General features: G+C 54.9%; 12 protein-coding genes. 8 read left to right on the forward strand and 4 right to left on the reverse strand.

Going from position 1 to position 18,237, the window contains the following annotated elements:
* Nucleotides 1-16: 16 nt before the first annotated feature.
* The gene (gene rcsB, locus F3J30_RS05150; RefSeq protein WP_003859405.1) at nt 17-667 is read left to right on the forward strand and encodes a response regulator transcription factor RcsB; all 651 of its coding nucleotides are present in this window, start codon (nt 17-19) and stop codon (nt 665-667) included.
* Between the two features lie 110 nt (nt 668-777).
* Here rcsB and rcsC read toward each other — a convergent pair whose 3' ends face one another.
* Complete coding sequence (gene rcsC, locus F3J30_RS05155; RefSeq protein ID WP_166716376.1) at nt 778-3,624, reverse strand: two-component system sensor histidine kinase RcsC; 2,847 nt, start codon at nt 3,622-3,624, stop codon at nt 778-780.
* A gap of 135 nt (nt 3,625-3,759) precedes the next feature.
* Nucleotides 3,760-6,396 (reverse strand): DNA topoisomerase (ATP-hydrolyzing) subunit A, encoded by a 2,637-nt coding sequence (gene gyrA, locus F3J30_RS05160; protein ID WP_014071077.1) that lies wholly within the window; start codon nt 6,394-6,396, stop codon nt 3,760-3,762.
* 132 nt (nt 6,397-6,528) lie between these two features.
* Between gyrA and ubiG the strand changes: the two genes are divergently transcribed.
* From ubiG to yfaE, 4 genes are all read left to right on the forward strand, one after another.
* On the forward strand, nt 6,529-7,257 hold the full coding sequence (gene ubiG / locus F3J30_RS05165; protein ID WP_014071078.1) for a bifunctional 2-polyprenyl-6-hydroxyphenol methylase/3-demethylubiquinol 3-O-methyltransferase UbiG: 729 nt from the start codon (nt 6,529-6,531) through the stop codon (nt 7,255-7,257).
* Between the two features lie 348 nt (nt 7,258-7,605).
* The gene (gene nrdA, locus F3J30_RS05170) at nt 7,606-9,891 is read left to right on the forward strand and encodes a class 1a ribonucleoside-diphosphate reductase subunit alpha (protein WP_014071079.1); all 2,286 of its coding nucleotides are present in this window, start codon (nt 7,606-7,608) and stop codon (nt 9,889-9,891) included.
* 100 nt (nt 9,892-9,991) lie between these two features.
* A complete protein-coding gene (nrdB, locus tag F3J30_RS05180; RefSeq protein ID WP_166716380.1) occupies nt 9,992-11,122 on the forward strand; it encodes a class Ia ribonucleoside-diphosphate reductase subunit beta in 1,131 nt (376 codons plus the stop codon).
* A complete protein-coding gene (yfaE, locus tag F3J30_RS05185; protein WP_014071081.1) occupies nt 11,122-11,376 on the forward strand; it encodes a class I ribonucleotide reductase maintenance protein YfaE in 255 nt (84 codons plus the stop codon). Before nrdB ends, yfaE begins: the two co-directional genes overlap by 1 nt.
* A 103-nt stretch (nt 11,377-11,479) precedes the next feature.
* Here the strand turns inward: yfaE and glpQ are convergent, their stop codons facing one another.
* Nucleotides 11,480-12,538, reverse strand: a complete 1,059-nt coding sequence (glpQ, locus tag F3J30_RS05190) for a glycerophosphodiester phosphodiesterase (protein WP_166716383.1) — start codon at nt 12,536-12,538, stop codon at nt 11,480-11,482.
* 11 nt (nt 12,539-12,549) lie between these two features.
* Entirely contained in the window at nt 12,550-13,902 is a 1,353-nt protein-coding gene (gene glpT / locus F3J30_RS05195; RefSeq protein WP_014071083.1) for a glycerol-3-phosphate transporter, read from the reverse strand.
* 256 nt (nt 13,903-14,158) lie between these two features.
* Between glpT and glpA the strand changes: the two genes are divergently transcribed.
* Genes glpA through glpC form a run of 3 tightly spaced genes read left to right on the forward strand, consistent with a single transcriptional unit; the run spans nt 14,159 to nt 18,214 of the window.
* Entirely contained in the window at nt 14,159-15,787 is a 1,629-nt protein-coding gene (gene glpA, locus F3J30_RS05200) for an anaerobic glycerol-3-phosphate dehydrogenase subunit A (protein ID WP_166716386.1), read from the forward strand.
* Complete coding sequence (glpB, locus tag F3J30_RS05205) at nt 15,777-17,027, forward strand: glycerol-3-phosphate dehydrogenase subunit GlpB (protein ID WP_166716388.1); 1,251 nt, start codon at nt 15,777-15,779, stop codon at nt 17,025-17,027. The genes glpA and glpB overlap by 11 nt, the downstream gene beginning before the upstream one ends.
* Nucleotides 17,024-18,214, forward strand: a complete 1,191-nt coding sequence (gene glpC / locus F3J30_RS05210) for an anaerobic glycerol-3-phosphate dehydrogenase subunit GlpC (RefSeq protein WP_014071087.1) — start codon at nt 17,024-17,026, stop codon at nt 18,212-18,214. The genes glpB and glpC overlap by 4 nt, the downstream gene beginning before the upstream one ends.
* Nucleotides 18,215-18,237: the final 23 nt, after the last annotated feature.

Consider the following 18,237-nt stretch of genomic DNA (forward strand, 5'->3'; position numbering starts at 1 on the left):
CAAGGTAGCCTAATACATGAACAATATGAACGTAATTATTGCCGATGACCATCCGATTGTACTGTTCGGTATTCGCAAATCACTTGAACAGATCGAGTGGGTGAATGTAGTCGGTGAATTTGAAGACTCCACAGCACTGATCAATAACCTCCCAAAGCTTGATGCACACGTGCTCATTACCGATCTCTCCATGCCGGGCGATAAATACGGTGATGGGATCACGCTCATCAAATACATTAAACGCCATTTCCCGGATATCTCGATTATCGTTCTGACCATGAACAACAACCCGGCGATTTTAAGCGCCGTGCTGGATCTGGATATCGAAGGAATTGTGCTGAAACAAGGCGCACCAACCGACCTGCCAAAAGCGCTGGCCGCGTTGCAGAAAGGCAAGAAATTCACCCCTGAAAGCGTTTCCCGTCTGCTGGAGAAAATCAGCGCGGGTGGCTACGGTGACAAACGTCTGTCGCCAAAAGAGAGTGAAGTTCTGCGCCTGTTCGCTGAAGGTTTCCTGGTGACCGAGATTGCCAAGAAGCTGAACCGCAGTATTAAAACCATCAGTAGCCAGAAGAAATCAGCCATGATGAAACTGGGTGTGGATAACGATATTGCACTGCTGAACTATCTCTCTTCCGTTACACTGAGCGCGACGGACAAGGATTGATCCCACTGTAAATGCCGGGTGGCGCTCGCGCTTACCCGGCCTACAGAACCCGTAGGCCCGCGCAAGCGCAGCGCCGCCGGGCAAATAAAAAAGGCCCCCAGGGGCCTTTTTTATATCCGCGTTTTTCTTACCCGCTCGGCATAAATTGACAGCGTCTGCTTGAGCACGTCCAGCGTCACCGGTTTCGACAGGCAACTGTCCATGCCGGATTCCAGACAGCGTTGCTTCTCTTCCGCCAGCGCATTTGCCGTCACCCCTACCACCGGCAGCGTCAGGCCAAGCTGGCGAATACGCTGCGTCAGGCGATAACCGTCCATGTTCGGCATGTTCACGTCACTCAGCACGATATCGATGTGGTTTTTACTCAGGACATTCAGGGCGTCCACGCCGTCATTGGCCGTTTTACACTGGTAACCCAGCGAACCCAGCTGGTCAGCCAGCAGTCGGCGGTTAATCGGGTGATCATCCACCACCAGAATCATCATATCGTCGTTCTCAGACGCCAAAGATTCCGGTGACGGCAGAGCCGCAGCGCCTTCGCTGTCTTCCAGCTGGACACTATAAATACGTGCCAGCAGCCCCAGAATTTCATGCGGCGTGGCGACGCTGTGGATCCATTCTCCCGGAGCGCGTTCAAGCGGGATACCAATATGACGACGGCAGAACGTGACCACGCCCCTCCCCGTCCAGGCCTGTTCCAGCTCGTCATCGGTGACCAGCATATCGTCAGCATCCGGCGTTTGCCCTTCATAACGCGACACCCGCATCCCGCTGTTGCTCAGCAACGAAACAAGGAAATCATGCAGCGAGGCGTTGTGCACCGCCAGCCAGCAGCGTTTGCCGTTCAGCCCGTCCAGCGTGGATTTCACCGGATACTGCGCCGAATAGAGCGGAATACGAATGGTGAACTGGCTCCCCATGCCCGGCTCGGTGTCAACCGAGATATCGCCGTCCATCATGCTGATCAGTTTTTCACAAATCGCCAGCCCCAGTCCTGTGCCCTGGAAGTTACGCTGCACCCCGGTGCCGACCTGGAAGAATGGGTCAAACAGGCGAACCACTTCCTTCGCCGGGATCCCCACGCCCGTATCGCGCACGCGAATGCTCAGGTAATCTCCAGCGCGACTGACGTGCAGCACAATGCACCCGATGTCGGTAAACTTAATGGCATTGCTCAACAGGTTAGAAATCACCTGCTGCAAACGCATCGGGTCGCCCTGTAGCGTCAGCGGCACATCCGGTTCGATAAAGCAGTAAAGCCCGAGCTGTTTGCGCACCACCAGCGGCATATAGTTGGCGCTGATGTGGTTCATCACTTCACGCGGGGAGAACTCGCGCGGCTCAATTTTCAGCTGCTCAGACTCAATTTTGGAGAAGTCGAGGATATCGCTGATGATTTTCAGCAGCAGGCTCGACGAGTTGTTCATCGCCGTCACCAGGCGCTCAACGCCGTTTGGCAGCTCTTTGGTTTGCAGAAGATCGAGGTTACCGATGATCCCGTACAGCGGGGTGCGCAGCTCGTGGCTGACTGTCGCAAGGAACATGGATTTCGACTGGCTGGCCTGCTCTGCCGCCTGGGCCATTTCCTGCAATGACTCTTCCATTTTCACGCGGGCAGAGACATCCACCAGCACACAAATCGCCACGTTTTCATTACGATAACGGGAATGGACGAAACTGATTTGCAGGTTGGTGTGGGTGCTGGTCAGCACATCCACAAAGTTAACCTGCTGCCCGCAGATAATCTGCGTCAGCCGCTGCCTGTCTTCATGCGTCAGCATGTTCAGATAGTTGTGCGCCAGCTCGTTACTGAGGATGTTCGTCCCATCCTGGGTGCGCAGGATACAGATGCCCACCGGGGCGGAAGCAACAATTTTACGGTTAAACTGCTCGTGCTCTTCCAGCCTCTGCGCGTCATTTTCCGCCGGGATAAAGATTTTCCGCTCATACATTCGCGCCAGCGTAAACAGCGCAATCCCGACCAGCACATTAAGAATGATGGCGTTAAGGATAAGGATGCGGATCCGCTCAAGCACCATATCCACCGGCACGGAGTAAACAATGCTGAGCGAAGACGGCGGTAAACTTTTCTTCAGCACCAGCTCACGGAAACCGGACGTGTAGCCAAACCATGAACGTTCCTGCATCCAGTGGTAATCGACTTTTAGACGGTTTTCCGGCCCGGTCAGGGAAATCAGGGTGTGACCATTTTCATCCAGAACGGTCACGCCCATCGGCAGGCTGCCAGGGGTGAAGAAGTTCTCCATACGGATGGTTTGTTCAATACCCAGCAGGGCCTGTAGGCGATTCCCCAGATAAACCGGCGTCAGGGCATAGAAATAACCCACGCCCATACGCGGGCCCTGGCTTATCCAGAAAAGATTGTTGCCGCGCTCGTCCTGCGGCGCATTGCGGTACTTTACGATCCGCTCATGCAGGCTTTTCAGGGCGTCATCGCGTTCAACCGGAACATCCCGCAGGCCGAAATCAGCCATGCACAGGTTATCGCTGCCTATCAGGAACACGCGATTAAGGTCATAGGCGGCGGAAAAATTATCGCGCCAGTAGCGCATAAACCAGGCCAGCGATTCCAGCGAACCCCGCCAGGTGCTGCCCATTGCAGAGCAGTCAGAGTCCGGGAACAACGGTTCGAAGTCCGGCACTTCCGTTTTGTCATTTCGCCCGCGCGTGGCAAGCACCCCGTTTTCCGCCGTCAGACGATTTTCAGCGATGTACTTCAGCTCTTTCATCACATCTGAGGTGCGCTGAATATAACGCTGAGCCTGATCGGAACTGAGATTGAACTCCTGGCGGATCTCAGATTCTTTCTGGTGTAGCGCATTAACGATGTAAAACACCGAGAACAGTGCCACCAGCAACCAAAGCAAGAGCGCCAACGCCCGAAACAGATAGCGAGAAACTTTTAGCGTGGTACGAAAGGAAACGAGGTATTTCAAGGGGGCGAGGCTCCGCCGTCGGGGTCAAAAAGAATGGGTTTAAGGTAGCGGTAAACGCGCCTTGTCGCAACGTTCACTTGTCTGCATCTGAAAAAGAAAAGGGCCGGAATCCGGCCCTTTTTGCATCAGGAGACATTACTCGTCAGCATCATCCGCTGCATCATCGTCGGTGTCGGCTTCTGGCGCGATTTCATCGTCGCCTTCTGCTGCGCTTCCGTCGATAGAGTCGAGCTCTTCGTCATCCACTGGCTCTGCCACACGTTGCAGGCCCACTACGTTTTCATCTTCCGCAGTACGGATGAGGATAACGCCCTGGGTATTACGGCCAACCACGCTGATCTCGGAAACACGGGTACGCACCAGCGTACCGGCATCGGTGATCATCATGATCTGGTCGGTATCATCTACCTGAACCGCGCCCACAACGGAACCGTTGCGCTCGGTCACTTTGATAGAGATAACGCCCTGCGTGCCACGGGACTTGGTCGGATATTCCGTTTCCGCGGTACGTTTACCGTAGCCGTTCTGCGTCACGGTCAGGATTGCCCCTTCACCACGCGGAACGATCAGGGAAACCACGGAGTCTTCACCCGCCAGTTTGATCCCGCGAACACCGGTCGCTGTACGACCCATCGCACGTACTGCGTTCTCTTTAAAGCGCACCACTTTACCGGCGGCAGAGAACAGCATCACTTCATCGGAACCGGAGGTCAGATCCACGCCAATCAGTTCATCGCCTTCGTTCAGATTCACGGCGATGATACCGGCAGAGCGAGGACGGCTGAACTCGGTCAGCGCCGTTTTCTTCACGGTACCGCTGGCGGTCGCCATAAAGACGTTCACGCCTTCCGCGTACTCACGTACTGGCAGAATGGCGGTGATACGCTCGTTCGCTTCCAGCGGCAGCAGGTTGACGATCGGACGACCACGCGCGCCACGGCTCGCTTCTGGCAGCTGATACACTTTCATCCAGTACAGACGACCACGGCTTGAGAAGCAGAGGATCGTGTCATGGGTGTTGGCCACCAGCAGGCGGTCAATAAAGTCTTCTTCTTTAATACGTGCCGCAGATTTACCTTTACCACCACGACGCTGTGCTTCGTAGTCGGTCAACGGCTGATACTTCACATAGCCCTGGTGAGACAGGGTAACAACAACGTCTTCCTGGTTGATCAGGTCTTCGATGTTGATGTCCGCAGTATTCGCGGTGATTTCGGTGCGACGCTCATCGCCGAACTGATCGCGGATCAGCTCCAGCTCTTCACGGATCACTTCCATCAGACGATCTGCGCTACCCAGGATATGCAGCAGTTCAGCGATCTGCTCCAGCAGCTCTTTGTACTCGTCGAGCAGTTTTTCATGCTCAAGGCCGGTCAGTTTCTGCAAACGCAGATCCAGAATGGCCTGGGCCTGCTGTTCAGTCAGGTAATACTGACCGTCACGCACGCCAAACTCTGGCTCCAGCCACTCAGGACGCGCAGCGTCATCGCCGGCACGTTCCAGCATTGCTGCCACGTTACCCAGATCCCACGGACGCGCAATCAGGGAAGCTTTCGCTTCAGCTGGCGTCGGCGCGCGACGGATCAGCTCGATGATTGGGTCGATGTTCGCCAGAGCAACAGCCAGTGCTTCCAGGATATGAGCACGGTCGCGGGCTTTGCGCAGTTCAAAGATAGTACGGCGAGTCACCACTTCACGGCGGTGACGCACGAACGCGCTCAGGATCTCTTTCAGGTTCATGATCTTCGGCTGGCCATGGTGCAGTGCAACCATGTTGATACCGAAGGAAACCTGGAGCTGAGTCTGGGAATACAGGTTGTTCAGCACAACCTCGCCCACCGCGTCGCGTTTGATTTCAATCACGATGCGCATCCCGTCTTTGTCAGACTCGTCACGCAGCGCGCTGATACCTTCAACACGTTTTTCTTTTACCAGCTCGGCGATTTTTTCAATCAGACGAGCTTTGTTCACCTGATACGGGATCTCATGAACGATGATCGTTTCACGACCCGTTTTCGCGTCCGCTTCCACTTCAGCGCGGGCACGGATATAAATCTTGCCGCGACCGGTGCGGTACGCTTCTTCGATACCACGACGACCGTTGATGATCGCCGCCGTCGGGAAGTCCGGGCCCGGGATGTGTTCCATCAGCCCTTCAATGCTGATGTCTTCATCTTCGATATAGGCCAGGCAGCCGTTGATCACTTCCGTGATGTTGTGCGGCGGAATGTTGGTTGCCATACCTACGGCGATACCGGACGAACCGTTCACCAGCAGGTTAGGGATTTTCGTTGGCATAACGTCAGGGATTTTTTCCGTGCCGTCATAGTTATCAACGAAATCAACCGTCTCTTTTTCCAGGTCGGCCATCAGTTCATGCGCAATTTTCGCCAGACGGATTTCCGTATAACGCATTGCCGCGGCGGAGTCGCCGTCGATAGAACCAAAGTTACCCTGACCATCTACCAGCATGTAACGCAGCGAGAATGGCTGCGCCATACGAACGATGGTGTCGTACACCGCGGAATCACCATGGGGATGGTATTTACCGATTACGTCACCAACGACACGGGCAGATTTTTTGTAGGCTTTATTCCAGTCATTGCCCAATACGTTCATGGCGTATAGTACGCGACGGTGTACCGGCTTAAGGCCATCGCGGACGTCCGGCAGCGCACGGCCAACAATGACCGACATCGCATAGTCCAGATAGGAGCTCTTCAGCTCTTCCTCGATGTTGACCGGTGTAATTTCTCTCGCAAGGTCGCTCATCTAACCGCTATCCCTCTACTGTATCCCGGATTCAAAGGTCGCAAATTATAACACACCCACAGGGTTATAAACCAATTTGGTTTATTATCCTGATATACTGCCCCGTCTTTAAATTACGGAGTAAAAGCGTCCATGAATGCCGAAAAATCCCCGGTGGCTCACAACGTTGACCATGAAGAGATTGCCAAATTCGAAGCGGTGGCGTCCCGCTGGTGGGATCTCGAAGGTGAGTTTAAACCTTTGCACCGTATTAACCCGCTGCGTCTGGGCTATATCGCGGAGCGTTCCGGCGGTCTGTTCGGGAAGAAAGTGCTCGACGTAGGCTGTGGTGGTGGCATCCTGGCGGAAAGCATGGCACGCGAAGGGGCAACCGTTACCGGCCTGGACATGGGGTTTGAACCTTTGCAGGTTGCACGCTTACACGCGCTGGAATCTGGTGTGCAGGTAGAGTATGTGCAAGAAACCGTCGAGGAACATGCGGCGAAGCACGCCCATCAATATGATGTGGTGACCTGTATGGAGATGCTCGAACACGTTCCTGACCCGCAGTCGGTAGTGAATGCCTGCGCAAAACTGGTTAAACCCGGCGGGCAGGTGTTCTTCTCTACTATTAACCGTAACGGTAAAGCCTGGTTGATGGCCGTGGTCGGTGCAGAATATGTCCTGCGCATGGTGCCGAAAGGGACGCATGACGTGAAGAAATTCATCAAGCCTGCTGAATTACTGAGCTGGGTGGATCAAACGTGGCTCAAAGAGCAGCACATCACGGGTCTGCATTACAATCCATTAACAGACAAATTCAAGCTCGCCCCGGGTGTTGATGTTAACTATATGTTACATACAACAGCCAAAAATGACTAACGTCATCAAATAATCTTATAAAGATTGCGCGACATCATGTTGCGCAATTTTGACCTCTCGTTGAAGAAATCAGCACTCGATCAAATTTTGAATTTTTTTTCTAAATTATTGACATGTCTTCCAGGCCTTACGGTACGAGGACTTAGGCTTTTTTACCCTTTCACAACCTCAATTTAACGTCAAAATCAACCCTTGTGCTGAAATGATTCGATACTAGAATACTCACCATATAGCGTTTCTCTTATCGCAAACCCCCTATATGTAGTATTTATCCACAGAGTTAGTCACAAGGCGAATCTGTGGATAAACGGGGGATATTTTTTATTTCACGGACAGGTAAAAACCCACATGAATCAGAGTCTGCTGGTGACAAAACGCGACGGTACTACCGAGCGTATCAATCTGGACAAAATCCATCGAGTTCTCGACTGGGCAGCAGAAGGACTGAACAACGTATCTATCTCCCAGGTTGAACTGCGTTCCCATATCCAGTTCTACGACGGCATCAAAACGTCTGATATTCACGAAACCATCATCAAAGCGGCGGCAGACCTGATCTCCCGCGAAGCTCCGGATTATCAGTACCTGGCTGCACGCCTGGCCATTTTCCACCTGCGTAAAAAAGCCTACGGCCAGTTTGAGCCGCCAGCACTTTACGATCACGTTGTGAAAATGGTTGAGTTAGGCAAATACGACACGCATCTGCTGGAAGACTACACGGAAGAAGAGTTCGAGCAGATGAACGGGTTTATCGATCACTGGCGCGATATGAACTTCTCCTACGCGGCAGTGAAACAGCTTGAAGGCAAATACCTGGTTCAGAACCGTGTCACTGGCGAAATCTACGAGAGCGCCCAGTTCCTTTATATTCTGGTTGCAGCCTGCCTGTTCTCTAACTATCCGCGTGATACCCGTCTGGAATACGTGAAGCGTTTCTACGATGCGGTGTCGACGTTCAAGATTTCTCTGCCAACGCCAATTATGTCTGGCGTGCGCACCCCTACCCGTCAGTTCAGCTCCTGCGTACTGATCGAGTGCGGCGACAGCCTGGATTCCATCAACGCCACCTCCAGCGCCATTGTGAAATACGTCTCCCAGCGTGCCGGTATCGGTATTAACGCCGGTCGTATTCGTGCGCTGGGTAGTCCGATTCGCGGCGGTGAAGCGTTCCACACCGGCTGTATCCCGTTCTACAAACACTTCCAGACGGCAGTGAAATCCTGCTCTCAGGGTGGCGTGCGTGGTGGTGCAGCAACCCTATTCTACCCAATGTGGCACCTGGAAGTTGAAAGCCTGCTGGTACTGAAAAACAACCGTGGCGTTGAAGGCAACCGCGTGCGCCACATGGACTACGGCGTGCAGATCAACAAACTGATGTACACCCGTCTGCTGAAAGGTGAAGAGATCACCCTGTTCAGCCCGTCCGACGTCCCGGGCCTGTACGATGCCTTCTTCGCCGATCAGGATGAGTTTGAGCGTCTGTACACCAAATACGAAAAAGACGACAGCATCCGTAAACAGCGTGTGAAAGCGGTAGATCTGTTCTCTCTGATGATGCAGGAACGTGCCTCTACTGGCCGTATCTACATTCAGAACGTTGACCACTGCAACACCCACAGCCCGTTCGATCCGGCCGTTGCACCAGTGCGCCAGTCTAACCTGTGCCTGGAAATCGCCCTGCCAACCAAACCGCTGGACGATGTAAACGACGAAAACGGTGAAATTGCGCTGTGTACGCTGTCTGCATTTAACCTGGGCGCCATTAAGAGCCTGGACGAGCTGGAAGAACTGGCGGTGCTGGCTGTACGCGCACTCGATGCCCTGCTGGATTACCAGGACTACCCAATCCCGGCGGCAAAACGTGGTGCAATGGGTCGTCGTACCTTGGGTATTGGCGTGATCAACTTCGCCTACTGGCTGGCGAAAAACGGTAAGCGTTACTCTGACGGCAGCGCCAACAACCTGACTCACCAGACGTTTGAAGCTATTCAGTATTACCTGATGAAAGCCTCTAACGAGCTGGCGAAAGAGCAAGGCGCGTGCCCGTGGTTTAACGAAACCACTTACGCCAAAGGCATCATGCCTATCGATACCTACAAAAAAGACCTGGATGGGATTGTCAGCGAACCGCTGCACCTCGACTGGGAAGGTTTACGCGAGTCCATCAAGGCCCACGGTCTGCGTAACTCCACGCTCTCTGCCCTGATGCCGTCCGAGACCTCTTCGCAGATCTCTAACGCCACCAACGGTATTGAGCCACCACGCGGCCATGTGAGCATCAAAGCGTCGAAAGACGGTGTGCTGCGTCAGGTTGTGCCGGATTACGAAACGCTGGGTAACAACTACGAGCTGCTGTGGGAAATGCCAAACAACGACGGCTACCTGCAACTGGTTGGGATCATGCAGAAGTTTATCGACCAGTCGATCTCTGCGAATACCAACTATGACCCGACGCGCTTCCCGTCTGGCAAGGTTCCGATGCAACAACTGCTGAAAGACCTGCTCACCGCCTATAAATTTGGCGTGAAAACCCTGTACTATCACAACACCCGTGATGGTGCGGAAGACGCCCAGGATGACCTGGCACCGTCAATTCAGGACGATGGCTGCGAAAGCGGCGCATGTAAGATCTAAGCACTTCGCCGGGTGGCGCTACGCTTACCCGGCCTACGGTTTTGTAGGCCCGGCAAACGCAGTGCCGCCGGGCAATAAAATCTCAACAGGACTCACCGCAATGGCATATACCACCTTTTCACAGACGAAAAACGACCAGCTCAAAGAGCCGATGTTCTTCGGCCAGCCGGTCAACGTGGCGCGCTACGATCAGCAAAAATATGACATCTTCGAAAAGCTGATCGAAAAGCAACTCTCCTTCTTCTGGCGCCCGGAAGAAGTTGACGTTTCCCGCGATCGTATTGATTTCCAGGCACTGCCGGATCACGAAAAGCATATCTTCCTCAGCAACCTGAAGTATCAGACGCTGCTGGACTCCATTCAGGGCCGCAGCCCGAACGTGGCGCTGCTGCCACTGATCTCGATTCCGGAGCTGGAAACCTGGGTGGAAACCTGGGCGTTCTCTGAGACGATTCACTCGCGCTCTTACACCCACATCATCCGCAACATCGTAAACGATCCGGCGGTGGTGTTTGACGACATCGTGACCAACGAGCAGATCCAAAAGCGCGCGGAAGGCATTGCGCACTACTATGATGAGCTTATCGAGATGACCAGCTACTGGCATCTGCTGGGCGAAGGCACGCACAACGTGAACGGCAAAACCGTTACCGTGAACCTGCGCGCGCTGAAAAAACAGCTGTACCTGTGCCTGATGAGCGTGAATGCGCTGGAAGCCATCCGCTTCTACGTCAGCTTCGCCTGCTCCTTCGCCTTTGCCGAGCGCAAGCTGATGGAAGGTAATGCTAAAATCATCCGTCTGATCGCCCGCGACGAAGCTCTGCACCTGACCGGCACTCAGCATATGCTGAACCTGCTGCGCAGCGGTACGGACGACCCGGAGATGGCGGAAATCGCTGAAGAGTGCAAACAGGAATGTTATGACCTGTTCGTACTGGCCGCTCAGCAGGAGAAAGAGTGGGCTGATTACCTGTTCCGCGATGGTTCCATGATCGGCCTGAACAAAGACATTCTGTGCCAGTACGTTGAGTACATCACCAACATCCGTATGCAGGCTGTTGGCCTGGATCTGCCGTTCCAGACCCGTTCCAACCCGATCCCGTGGATCAACACCTGGCTGGTGTCCGATAACGTGCAGGTTGCGCCGCAGGAAGTGGAAGTAAGTTCTTATCTGGTCGGTCAGATCGACGCAGAAGTCGATACTGACGACCTGAGCAACTTCCAGCTCTGATGACACGCGTAACGCTCCGTCTTTCTGGTACAGAAGTGCTGTGCCAGGAAGAGCACCCTTCTCTGCTGGTCGCGCTTGAAGCGCATCAGGTTGAGGTAGAGTACCAGTGTCGTGCCGGGTATTGCGGCTCCTGCCGCTGCCGCCTGGTCGCAGGCCAGGTCGACTGGCTGACCGAACCGCTGGCCTTTATCAACGAAGGGGAAATTTTGCCCTGCTGCTGCCGGGCAAAAGGCGATATCGAAATCGAGATGTGATTGCCCTTGTTCCCTCTCCCCATGGGAGAGGGTTAGGGTGAGGGCATCAGGCCGCAGAGCCTGATTGTCGGGTGACGGCTTCGCCTTACCCGACCTACAAAACCTACTTCCGGTGAATGAATTCGACCGCTTTATCCGGGAAATCCGTAAACAACCCGTCCACACCCGCCTGGTGATACAACACGTCGTACAGCTGATTCACATCCGTTGCATACGTCGGCAACTGATCTGCCCGCACCGTATACGGATGCACCAGCATCTTGCTGGCGTGTGCTTCTTTCACCATCGCCGTCAGCTTTATGTGGCCTGGCGTTGAACCTTCTGCCACCAGCATATGGTAATCCGGCCCGATACCGTCGGCGTACTGCGCAATCTGTTTCATCGCGCCCGGCTTAAACATCCAGTCGTAGTTGTAGTTCACCCACTTCCCGTCAGGCTGTTTCTCCTGGGTTTCATTCCAGTCGGTATAGGCAATCAGCTGCACCAGGTTGAGGTTCATCCCCATTTTTGGCTCCAGCTCGGTTTTAATGCGTTTCAGTTCAGCGGCATCAAAACATTGCAGATAGACCTTGTCCTGCTTGCTGGTGTAACCGTACTTCTTCAGTACCTCCAGCGTTCTGGCAGCAATGTCCTTCCCTTCCTGATGATGGAACCACGGCGCTTTGATTTCCGGGTAGATGCCAATGTTTTTGCCCGTCGAGTGGTTCAGCCCCTGAACAAACTCGATCTCCTCTTCGAAGGTATGAATGCGGAAATCAGATTTGCCCATCGGGAAACGACCAGGGTAGACCTGCACTTTCTTGCCGTTTTCAATCTCAAAGCCTTCGGTAAATTTCAGCGAGCGAATTTCCGCCAGTGTGAAGTCGATGGCGTAATAGCGCCCGTCCTTACGCGCACGCTGCGGGAAACGTTCGGCCACGTCTGTCACGCGGTCAAGATAGTGGTCATGCAGGACGACCAGCTGGTCGTCCTTTGTCATCACCAAATCCTGCTCCAGGTAATCCGCGCCCTGCGCATAGGCCATCGCTTTCGCCGGGAGTGTGTGTTCCGGCAAATAGCCGCTCGCGCCACGGTGGGCAATCACGATTTTATCTGCCGCCAGTGCGGAACCGGTCATCAGGCCTGCCAGCAGCAGGCCACTTGCTAATTGCGTTAATTTCATCGCAGTGCTCCTTATCCACGACGCGCCAGCACATCGGCGTGGTGACGTTTTTCACCGATCATCACAACAATCAGCAGCAGAACAGCCAGCACGCTACCGCCAATCATCACCATAAAGCCGCCATCCCAGCCGAAGAAGTCAACGGTATAGCCCACAATGGCGCTCGCCGCGACCGAGCCGCCCAGATAACCAAACAGACCGGTGAAGCCCGCAGCCGTCCCTGCCGCTTTTTTCGGTGCCAGCTCCAGCGCATGAAGACCAATCAACATCACCGGGCCGTAAATCAGGAAGCCGATCACAATCATACAGGCCATGTCCACGCCCGGGTTGCCCGGTGGGTTGAGCCAGTAAACCACGGTGGCGATAGTCACCAGGGTCATAAAGAACACGCCTGTCGCACCACGGTTGCCACGGAACACTTTGTCCGACATCCAGCCACACAGCAGCGTGCCCGGGATCCCGGCGTATTCATACAGGAAGTACGCCCAGGAGGATTTATCCAGCGCGAAGTGCTTCACCTCTTTCAGGTAGGTTGGTGACCAGTCGAGGATGCCGTAACGCAGCAGATAGACAAACACGTTCGCCACCGCGATGTACCACAGCAGTTTGTTGGGCAGCACGTACTTCATGAAGATCTGCTTTGCGGTCAGCTCTTCTTCGTGTTGCTCGCTGTAATCATCCGGGTAGTCATTTTTATACTCTTCAATCGGCGGCAGGCCGCAGGACTGCGGCGTATCGCGCATCAGCGCGAAGGCAAAAATCGCTACTACAATTGCGCCAAAGGCAGGCATGTAGAGCGCAGCTTTCCAGTCGTTGAACCAGGCCATCCCCAGCAGGAACAACAGCGGCGGAATACCGCCCCCCACGTTATGCGCACAGTTCCACACCGACACGATGCCGCCACGTTCTTTCTGCGACCACCAGTGCACCATGGTACGTCCGCACGGCGGCCACCCCATCCCCTGGAACCAGCCGCACAGGAACAGCAGCACAAACATAACGGCAATGCTGGAGGTCGCCCACGGCACAAAGCCCATAAACAACATCACCGCTGCCGCCAGAATCAGACCGGCAGGCAGGAACACGCGCGGATTCGAGCGATCCGACACCGACCCCATAATGAATTTAGAAAAACCGTAGGCAATTGAAATCCCGGACAGCGCAAACCCCAGGTCGCCGCGTGAAAAGCCCTGCTCCACCAGATACGGCATGGCGAGCGCAAAGTTCTTACGTACCAGATAGTAAGCCGCGTACCCGAAGAAAATCCCGAGGAAGATTTGCCAGCGCAGGCGACGGTAAAGCGGATCGATTTCTGCCTCTGGCAGACGCGCCCGATGCGGCGCAGGTTTGAAGATACTGAGCATGACAGCCTCCGTGGCCATATTTGAATTTTCAGAGGGTTATCTACCCTCCTAACTCCAGAGAGGTGGCGATGTTAAAAAATCACAGTGATTGTTACTGTGAAACAACGCACAGATTGTTACAGAAATATGACAATATGCGCAAAAAGGCGCATGAAATCACGTTTCACTTTCGTATTTTGCTCGATTATGTTCGAAATCAAACAAACCACAGAATTGATGTGGCTAAATGGTAAAAAAACGAACATGAGGGAAGACAATGACAATTCACGATCCCCGCTATAGCGATGTGATTATCATTGGCGGCGGGGCAACCGGTGCCGGTATCGCACGCGACTGCGCCCTGCGAGGGTTAAAGGTCACGCTGCTGGAGCGCCACGATATCGCCACCGGCGCAACCGGGCGCAATCATGGTTTGCTGCACAGCGGCGCACGTTATGCCGTCACAGACGGTGAATCCGCACGCGAGTGTATTGCCGAAAACCAGATCCTCAAACGCATCGCCCGTCATTGTATTGAACCGACCGATGGTCTTTTCATCACCCTTCCCGAAGATGATCTCGCGTTCCAGCACACCTTTATTACGGCCTGTACCGCCGCGGGTATTCACGCCGAAGCTATAGATCCCGCGCTGGCACGCCGCATTGAGCCTTCTGTAAATCCGGCGCTGATGGGTGCCGTTAAAGTCCCTGACGGCACCGTTGACCCGTTTCGTCTCGCGGCCGCTAATATGCTGGATGCCCGTGAGCATGGCGCCCGCATCCTGACCGGGCATGAAGTCACCGGGCTTATCCGCAAGGGAGATACCGTGTGCGGTGTGCGGGTGTTTGACCCGCAATATAATGAATACAGCGAGCTGTATGCGCCCGTGGTGGTCAATGCGGCGGGGATCTGGGGGCAGCGCATTGCAGAATACGCCGACTTATCCATCCGCATGTTCCCGGCCAAAGGCTCGCTGCTGATCCTCGATCACCGCATCAATAACCATGTCATTAACCGCTGCCGTAAACCGTCTGACGCCGATATCCTGGTGCCGGGTGACACTATCTCGTTGATTGGCACCACTTCAACCCACGTTGACTACAGTGAAATTGATTACAATCGGGTGACCGCCGAAGAGGTCGATATTCTGCTGCGCGAAGGGGAAAAACTGGCGCCGGTGATGGCTCACACCCGTATTCTTCGTGCTTATGCAGGTGTACGCCCGCTGGTTGCCAGCGATAACGATCCCAGCGGACGTAACGTCAGCCGTGGCATTGTGTTGCTCGATCACGCAGAGCGCGACGGCATGGAAGGGTTTATCACTATCACCGGCGGTAAATTGATGACCTACCGTCTGATGGCACAGTGGGCCACAGACGCCGTGTGTCGCAAACTGGGCAATACCGAACCCTGCGTAACCGCAGAGAAGCCCCTCCCAGGATCACAGCAATCCACGGAAAAAACGCTGCAAAAAATCATCTCACTGCCCGCGCCGCTGCGTGGTTCTGCGGTCTATCGCCACGGTGACCGCACACCAGCATGGCTCGGTGAGGGACGTCTTAGCCGAAGCCTGGTGTGCGAGTGCGAGGCCGTAACCGCAGGTGAAGTGCAGTACGCCGTTGAAAATCTGACGGTGAATAACCTGCTAGATTTACGCCGCCGCACGCGCGTCGGCATGGGGACCTGTCAGGGCGAGCTGTGCGCCTGCCGCGCGGCCGGGCTGCTGCAACGTTTTCACGCCACCACCTCAACCCAGTCGCTTGCTCAGCTCAGCGATTTTTTAAACGAACGCTGGAAAGGCATTCAGCCTGTTGCCTGGGGCGATGCCCTGCGCGAAAGCGAATTCACCCGCTGGGTCTACCAGGGGCTTTGCGGTCTGGAGAAGGAACAACACGATGAAATTTGATACGGTTATCGTCGGCGGCGGGCTGGCCGGTGTGCTTTGCGGTATCCGGCTGACACAGCAGGGTCTGCGCTGTGCGATCATTACGCGCGGCCAAAGTGCCCTGCACTTCTCTTCAGGCTCTCTGGATCTGCTGGGCGCGCTGCCTGACGGCTCACCTGTCGACGCACCGCTAAAAGCCCTTGATTATCTACCCTCTGAACATCCTTATTCCCAGGTCGGCGCACAAAATGTTGCCCGTTTTGCCCATCAAACCGAAACCCTGCTGACGGCCTGCGGTGCACGTTTGCAAGGCAGCGCGCAATTCAACCACCAGCGGGTGACGCCGCTCGGCACACTGCGTAGCGCCTGGCTTAGCCCGGAAGAGGTTCCGGTCGCCCCCTTTAAAGCCAGACACGTGCTGGTGGTGGGCATCAGCGGTTTTCTCGATTTCCAGCCGCATCTTGCTGCGGCCTCGCTTAACCAGTTGGGTATCAGTGCCGACACGGCAGAAATTGAGCTCCCTGAACTGGATGTTCTGCGGGAAAACCCAAGCGAATTTCGGGCAGTCAACATCGCCCGACTGCTTGATAACGAAGACAAATGGCCGCTGCTGTTCGAAGCGCTAAAACCGCTCAGCAAAAAGTACGACACCCTGTTTATGCCCGCCTGCTTTGGCTTAACGGACAACCGGCTCTGGCGCTGGCTGTCAGATCGTCTTACATGTTCTGTCGGTTTACTCCCCACGCTGCCACCGTCGGTGCCCGGCATTCGGCTGCATAACCAGCTACAACGCCAGTTCATCGCCCAGGGCGGTATCTGGATGGCAGGAGATGAGGTAAAAAATATCACTCTCACAGAGGGCGCTGTCAGTGAGATCTGGACCCGAAACCATGCTGATATTCCCCTGCGCACCCGTTTTGCGGTGCTCGCCAGCGGTAGTTTCTTCAGCAATGGGTTGTTAAGCAGCCGCACCGGCATCCGCGAGGCCATTCTGGGGCTGGACGTCCGGCAAAGCACATCCCGTGCCGACTGGTATCAGAGCGATTTCTTCACTCCGCAGCCCTGGCAGCAGTTCGGCGTTATTGTTGATAGTACCCTGCGCCCGCGACTGGCGGGCACGTCCATCGACAATCTCTACGCCATTGGCTCCATTCTGGGCGGCTACGATCCCATCGCTCAGGGCTGTGGCGGCGGTGTTTGTGCCATCACGGCGCTCAGTGTTGCAGAACAGATTTGCCAGCGCGCGGAGGCGGAACAATGAACGACACCCATTTTGAAAGCTGCATTAAATGTACGGTCTGCACCACGGTTTGCCCGGTAAGCGGTGTTAATCCTGCCTATCCAGGGCCAAAGCAGGCCGGGCCGGACGGCGAACGCCTGCGCCTGAAAGATGGCGCACTGTACGATGAAGCGCTGAAGTACTGCATCAACTGTAAACGGTGTGAAGTGGCCTGCCCGTCAGATGTTAAAATTGGCGATATCATTCAGCGGGCACGGGCGCGCTACAGCCAGCAAAAGCCCACGCTGCGCGATGCGATCCTCAGCCATACCGATCTGATGGGCAGTGTCTCAACGCCTTTCGCTCCGCTGGTGAATGCCGCCACATCACTCAAACCGGTACGCCAGTTGCTGGATGCCACGCTTAAGATCGATCACCATCGCAGCCTGCCGAAATATTCCCACGGCACGTTCCGGCGCTGGTACAAATCGGTCGCGGCAGAACAGGCACAGTTTGCCGAACAGGTGGCCTTCTTTCACGGTTGCTTCGTGAATTACAACCATCCGCAGCTGGGGAAAGATCTGCTGAAAGTACTGAATGCGATGGGCACCGGCGTGCAACTGCTGAGCAAAGAGAAGTGCTGTGGCGTACCGTTGATAGCCAATGGTTTTACCGATAAAGCGCGTAAGCAGGCCAAAAGCAATGTCACGTCGCTGCGCGAGGCGATTATCGACAAAGGTATTCCGGTGCTGGCGACCTCATCCACCTGTACTTTTACGCTACGCGATGAGTATCCGCACGTGCTGGATGTGGATAACAGCGGCCTGCGTGAACACATCGAACTGGCAACCCGTTTTCTGTGGCGCAAGCTCGATAGCGGGCAGACCCTGCCGCTGGGCAAATTGCCGCTGAAAGTGGTCTATCACACTCCTTGTCACATGGAAAAAATGGGCTGGTCGCTCTACACGCTCGAACTGTTGCGCCTGATCCCCGGGCTGGAGCTGACGGTACTGGATTCACGTTGCTGTGGTATCGCGGGAACCTACGGCTTTAAAAGTGAAAACTACGCAACATCGCAGGCGATTGGGGCGCCTTTGTTCCGCCAGATTGAAGAAAGTGGTGCGGATTTGGTGGTGACCGACTGCGAAACCTGTAAATGGCAGATTGAGATGTCCACCAGCAAACGTTGTGAACACCCTATCACCTTGCTGGCGAAGGCTCTGGGGTAAGTCATGCCGGGGTACGATCACCC

This window comes from Enterobacter sp. Tr-810, from assembly GCF_011752765.1.
Taxonomy (GTDB): domain Bacteria; phylum Pseudomonadota; class Gammaproteobacteria; order Enterobacterales; family Enterobacteriaceae; genus Enterobacter; species Enterobacter soli.

What these genes read in the sequence shown, in the direction of transcription:
- glpB (WP_166716388.1), top strand. Translation starts at nt 15,777, where the DNA reads ATGAAATTTGATACGGTTATCGTCGGCGGCGGGCTGGCCGGTGTGCTT.
- glpT (WP_014071083.1), bottom strand. Translation starts at nt 13,902, where the DNA reads ATGCTCAGTATCTTCAAACCTGCGCCGCATCGGGCGCGTCTGCCAGAG.
- glpQ (WP_166716383.1), bottom strand. Translation starts at nt 12,538, where the DNA reads ATGAAATTAACGCAATTAGCAAGTGGCCTGCTGCTGGCAGGCCTGATG.
- nrdA (WP_014071079.1), top strand. Translation starts at nt 7,606, where the DNA reads ATGAATCAGAGTCTGCTGGTGACAAAACGCGACGGTACTACCGAGCGT.
- nrdB (WP_166716380.1), top strand. Translation starts at nt 9,992, where the DNA reads ATGGCATATACCACCTTTTCACAGACGAAAAACGACCAGCTCAAAGAG.
- gyrA (WP_014071077.1), bottom strand. Translation starts at nt 6,396, where the DNA reads ATGAGCGACCTTGCGAGAGAAATTACACCGGTCAACATCGAGGAAGAG.
- rcsB (WP_003859405.1), top strand. Translation starts at nt 17, where the DNA reads ATGAACAATATGAACGTAATTATTGCCGATGACCATCCGATTGTACTG.
- ubiG (WP_014071078.1), top strand. Translation starts at nt 6,529, where the DNA reads ATGAATGCCGAAAAATCCCCGGTGGCTCACAACGTTGACCATGAAGAG.
- glpC (WP_014071087.1), top strand. Translation starts at nt 17,024, where the DNA reads ATGAACGACACCCATTTTGAAAGCTGCATTAAATGTACGGTCTGCACC.
- yfaE (WP_014071081.1), top strand. Translation starts at nt 11,122, where the DNA reads ATGACACGCGTAACGCTCCGTCTTTCTGGTACAGAAGTGCTGTGCCAG.
- glpA (WP_166716386.1), top strand. Translation starts at nt 14,159, where the DNA reads ATGACAATTCACGATCCCCGCTATAGCGATGTGATTATCATTGGCGGC.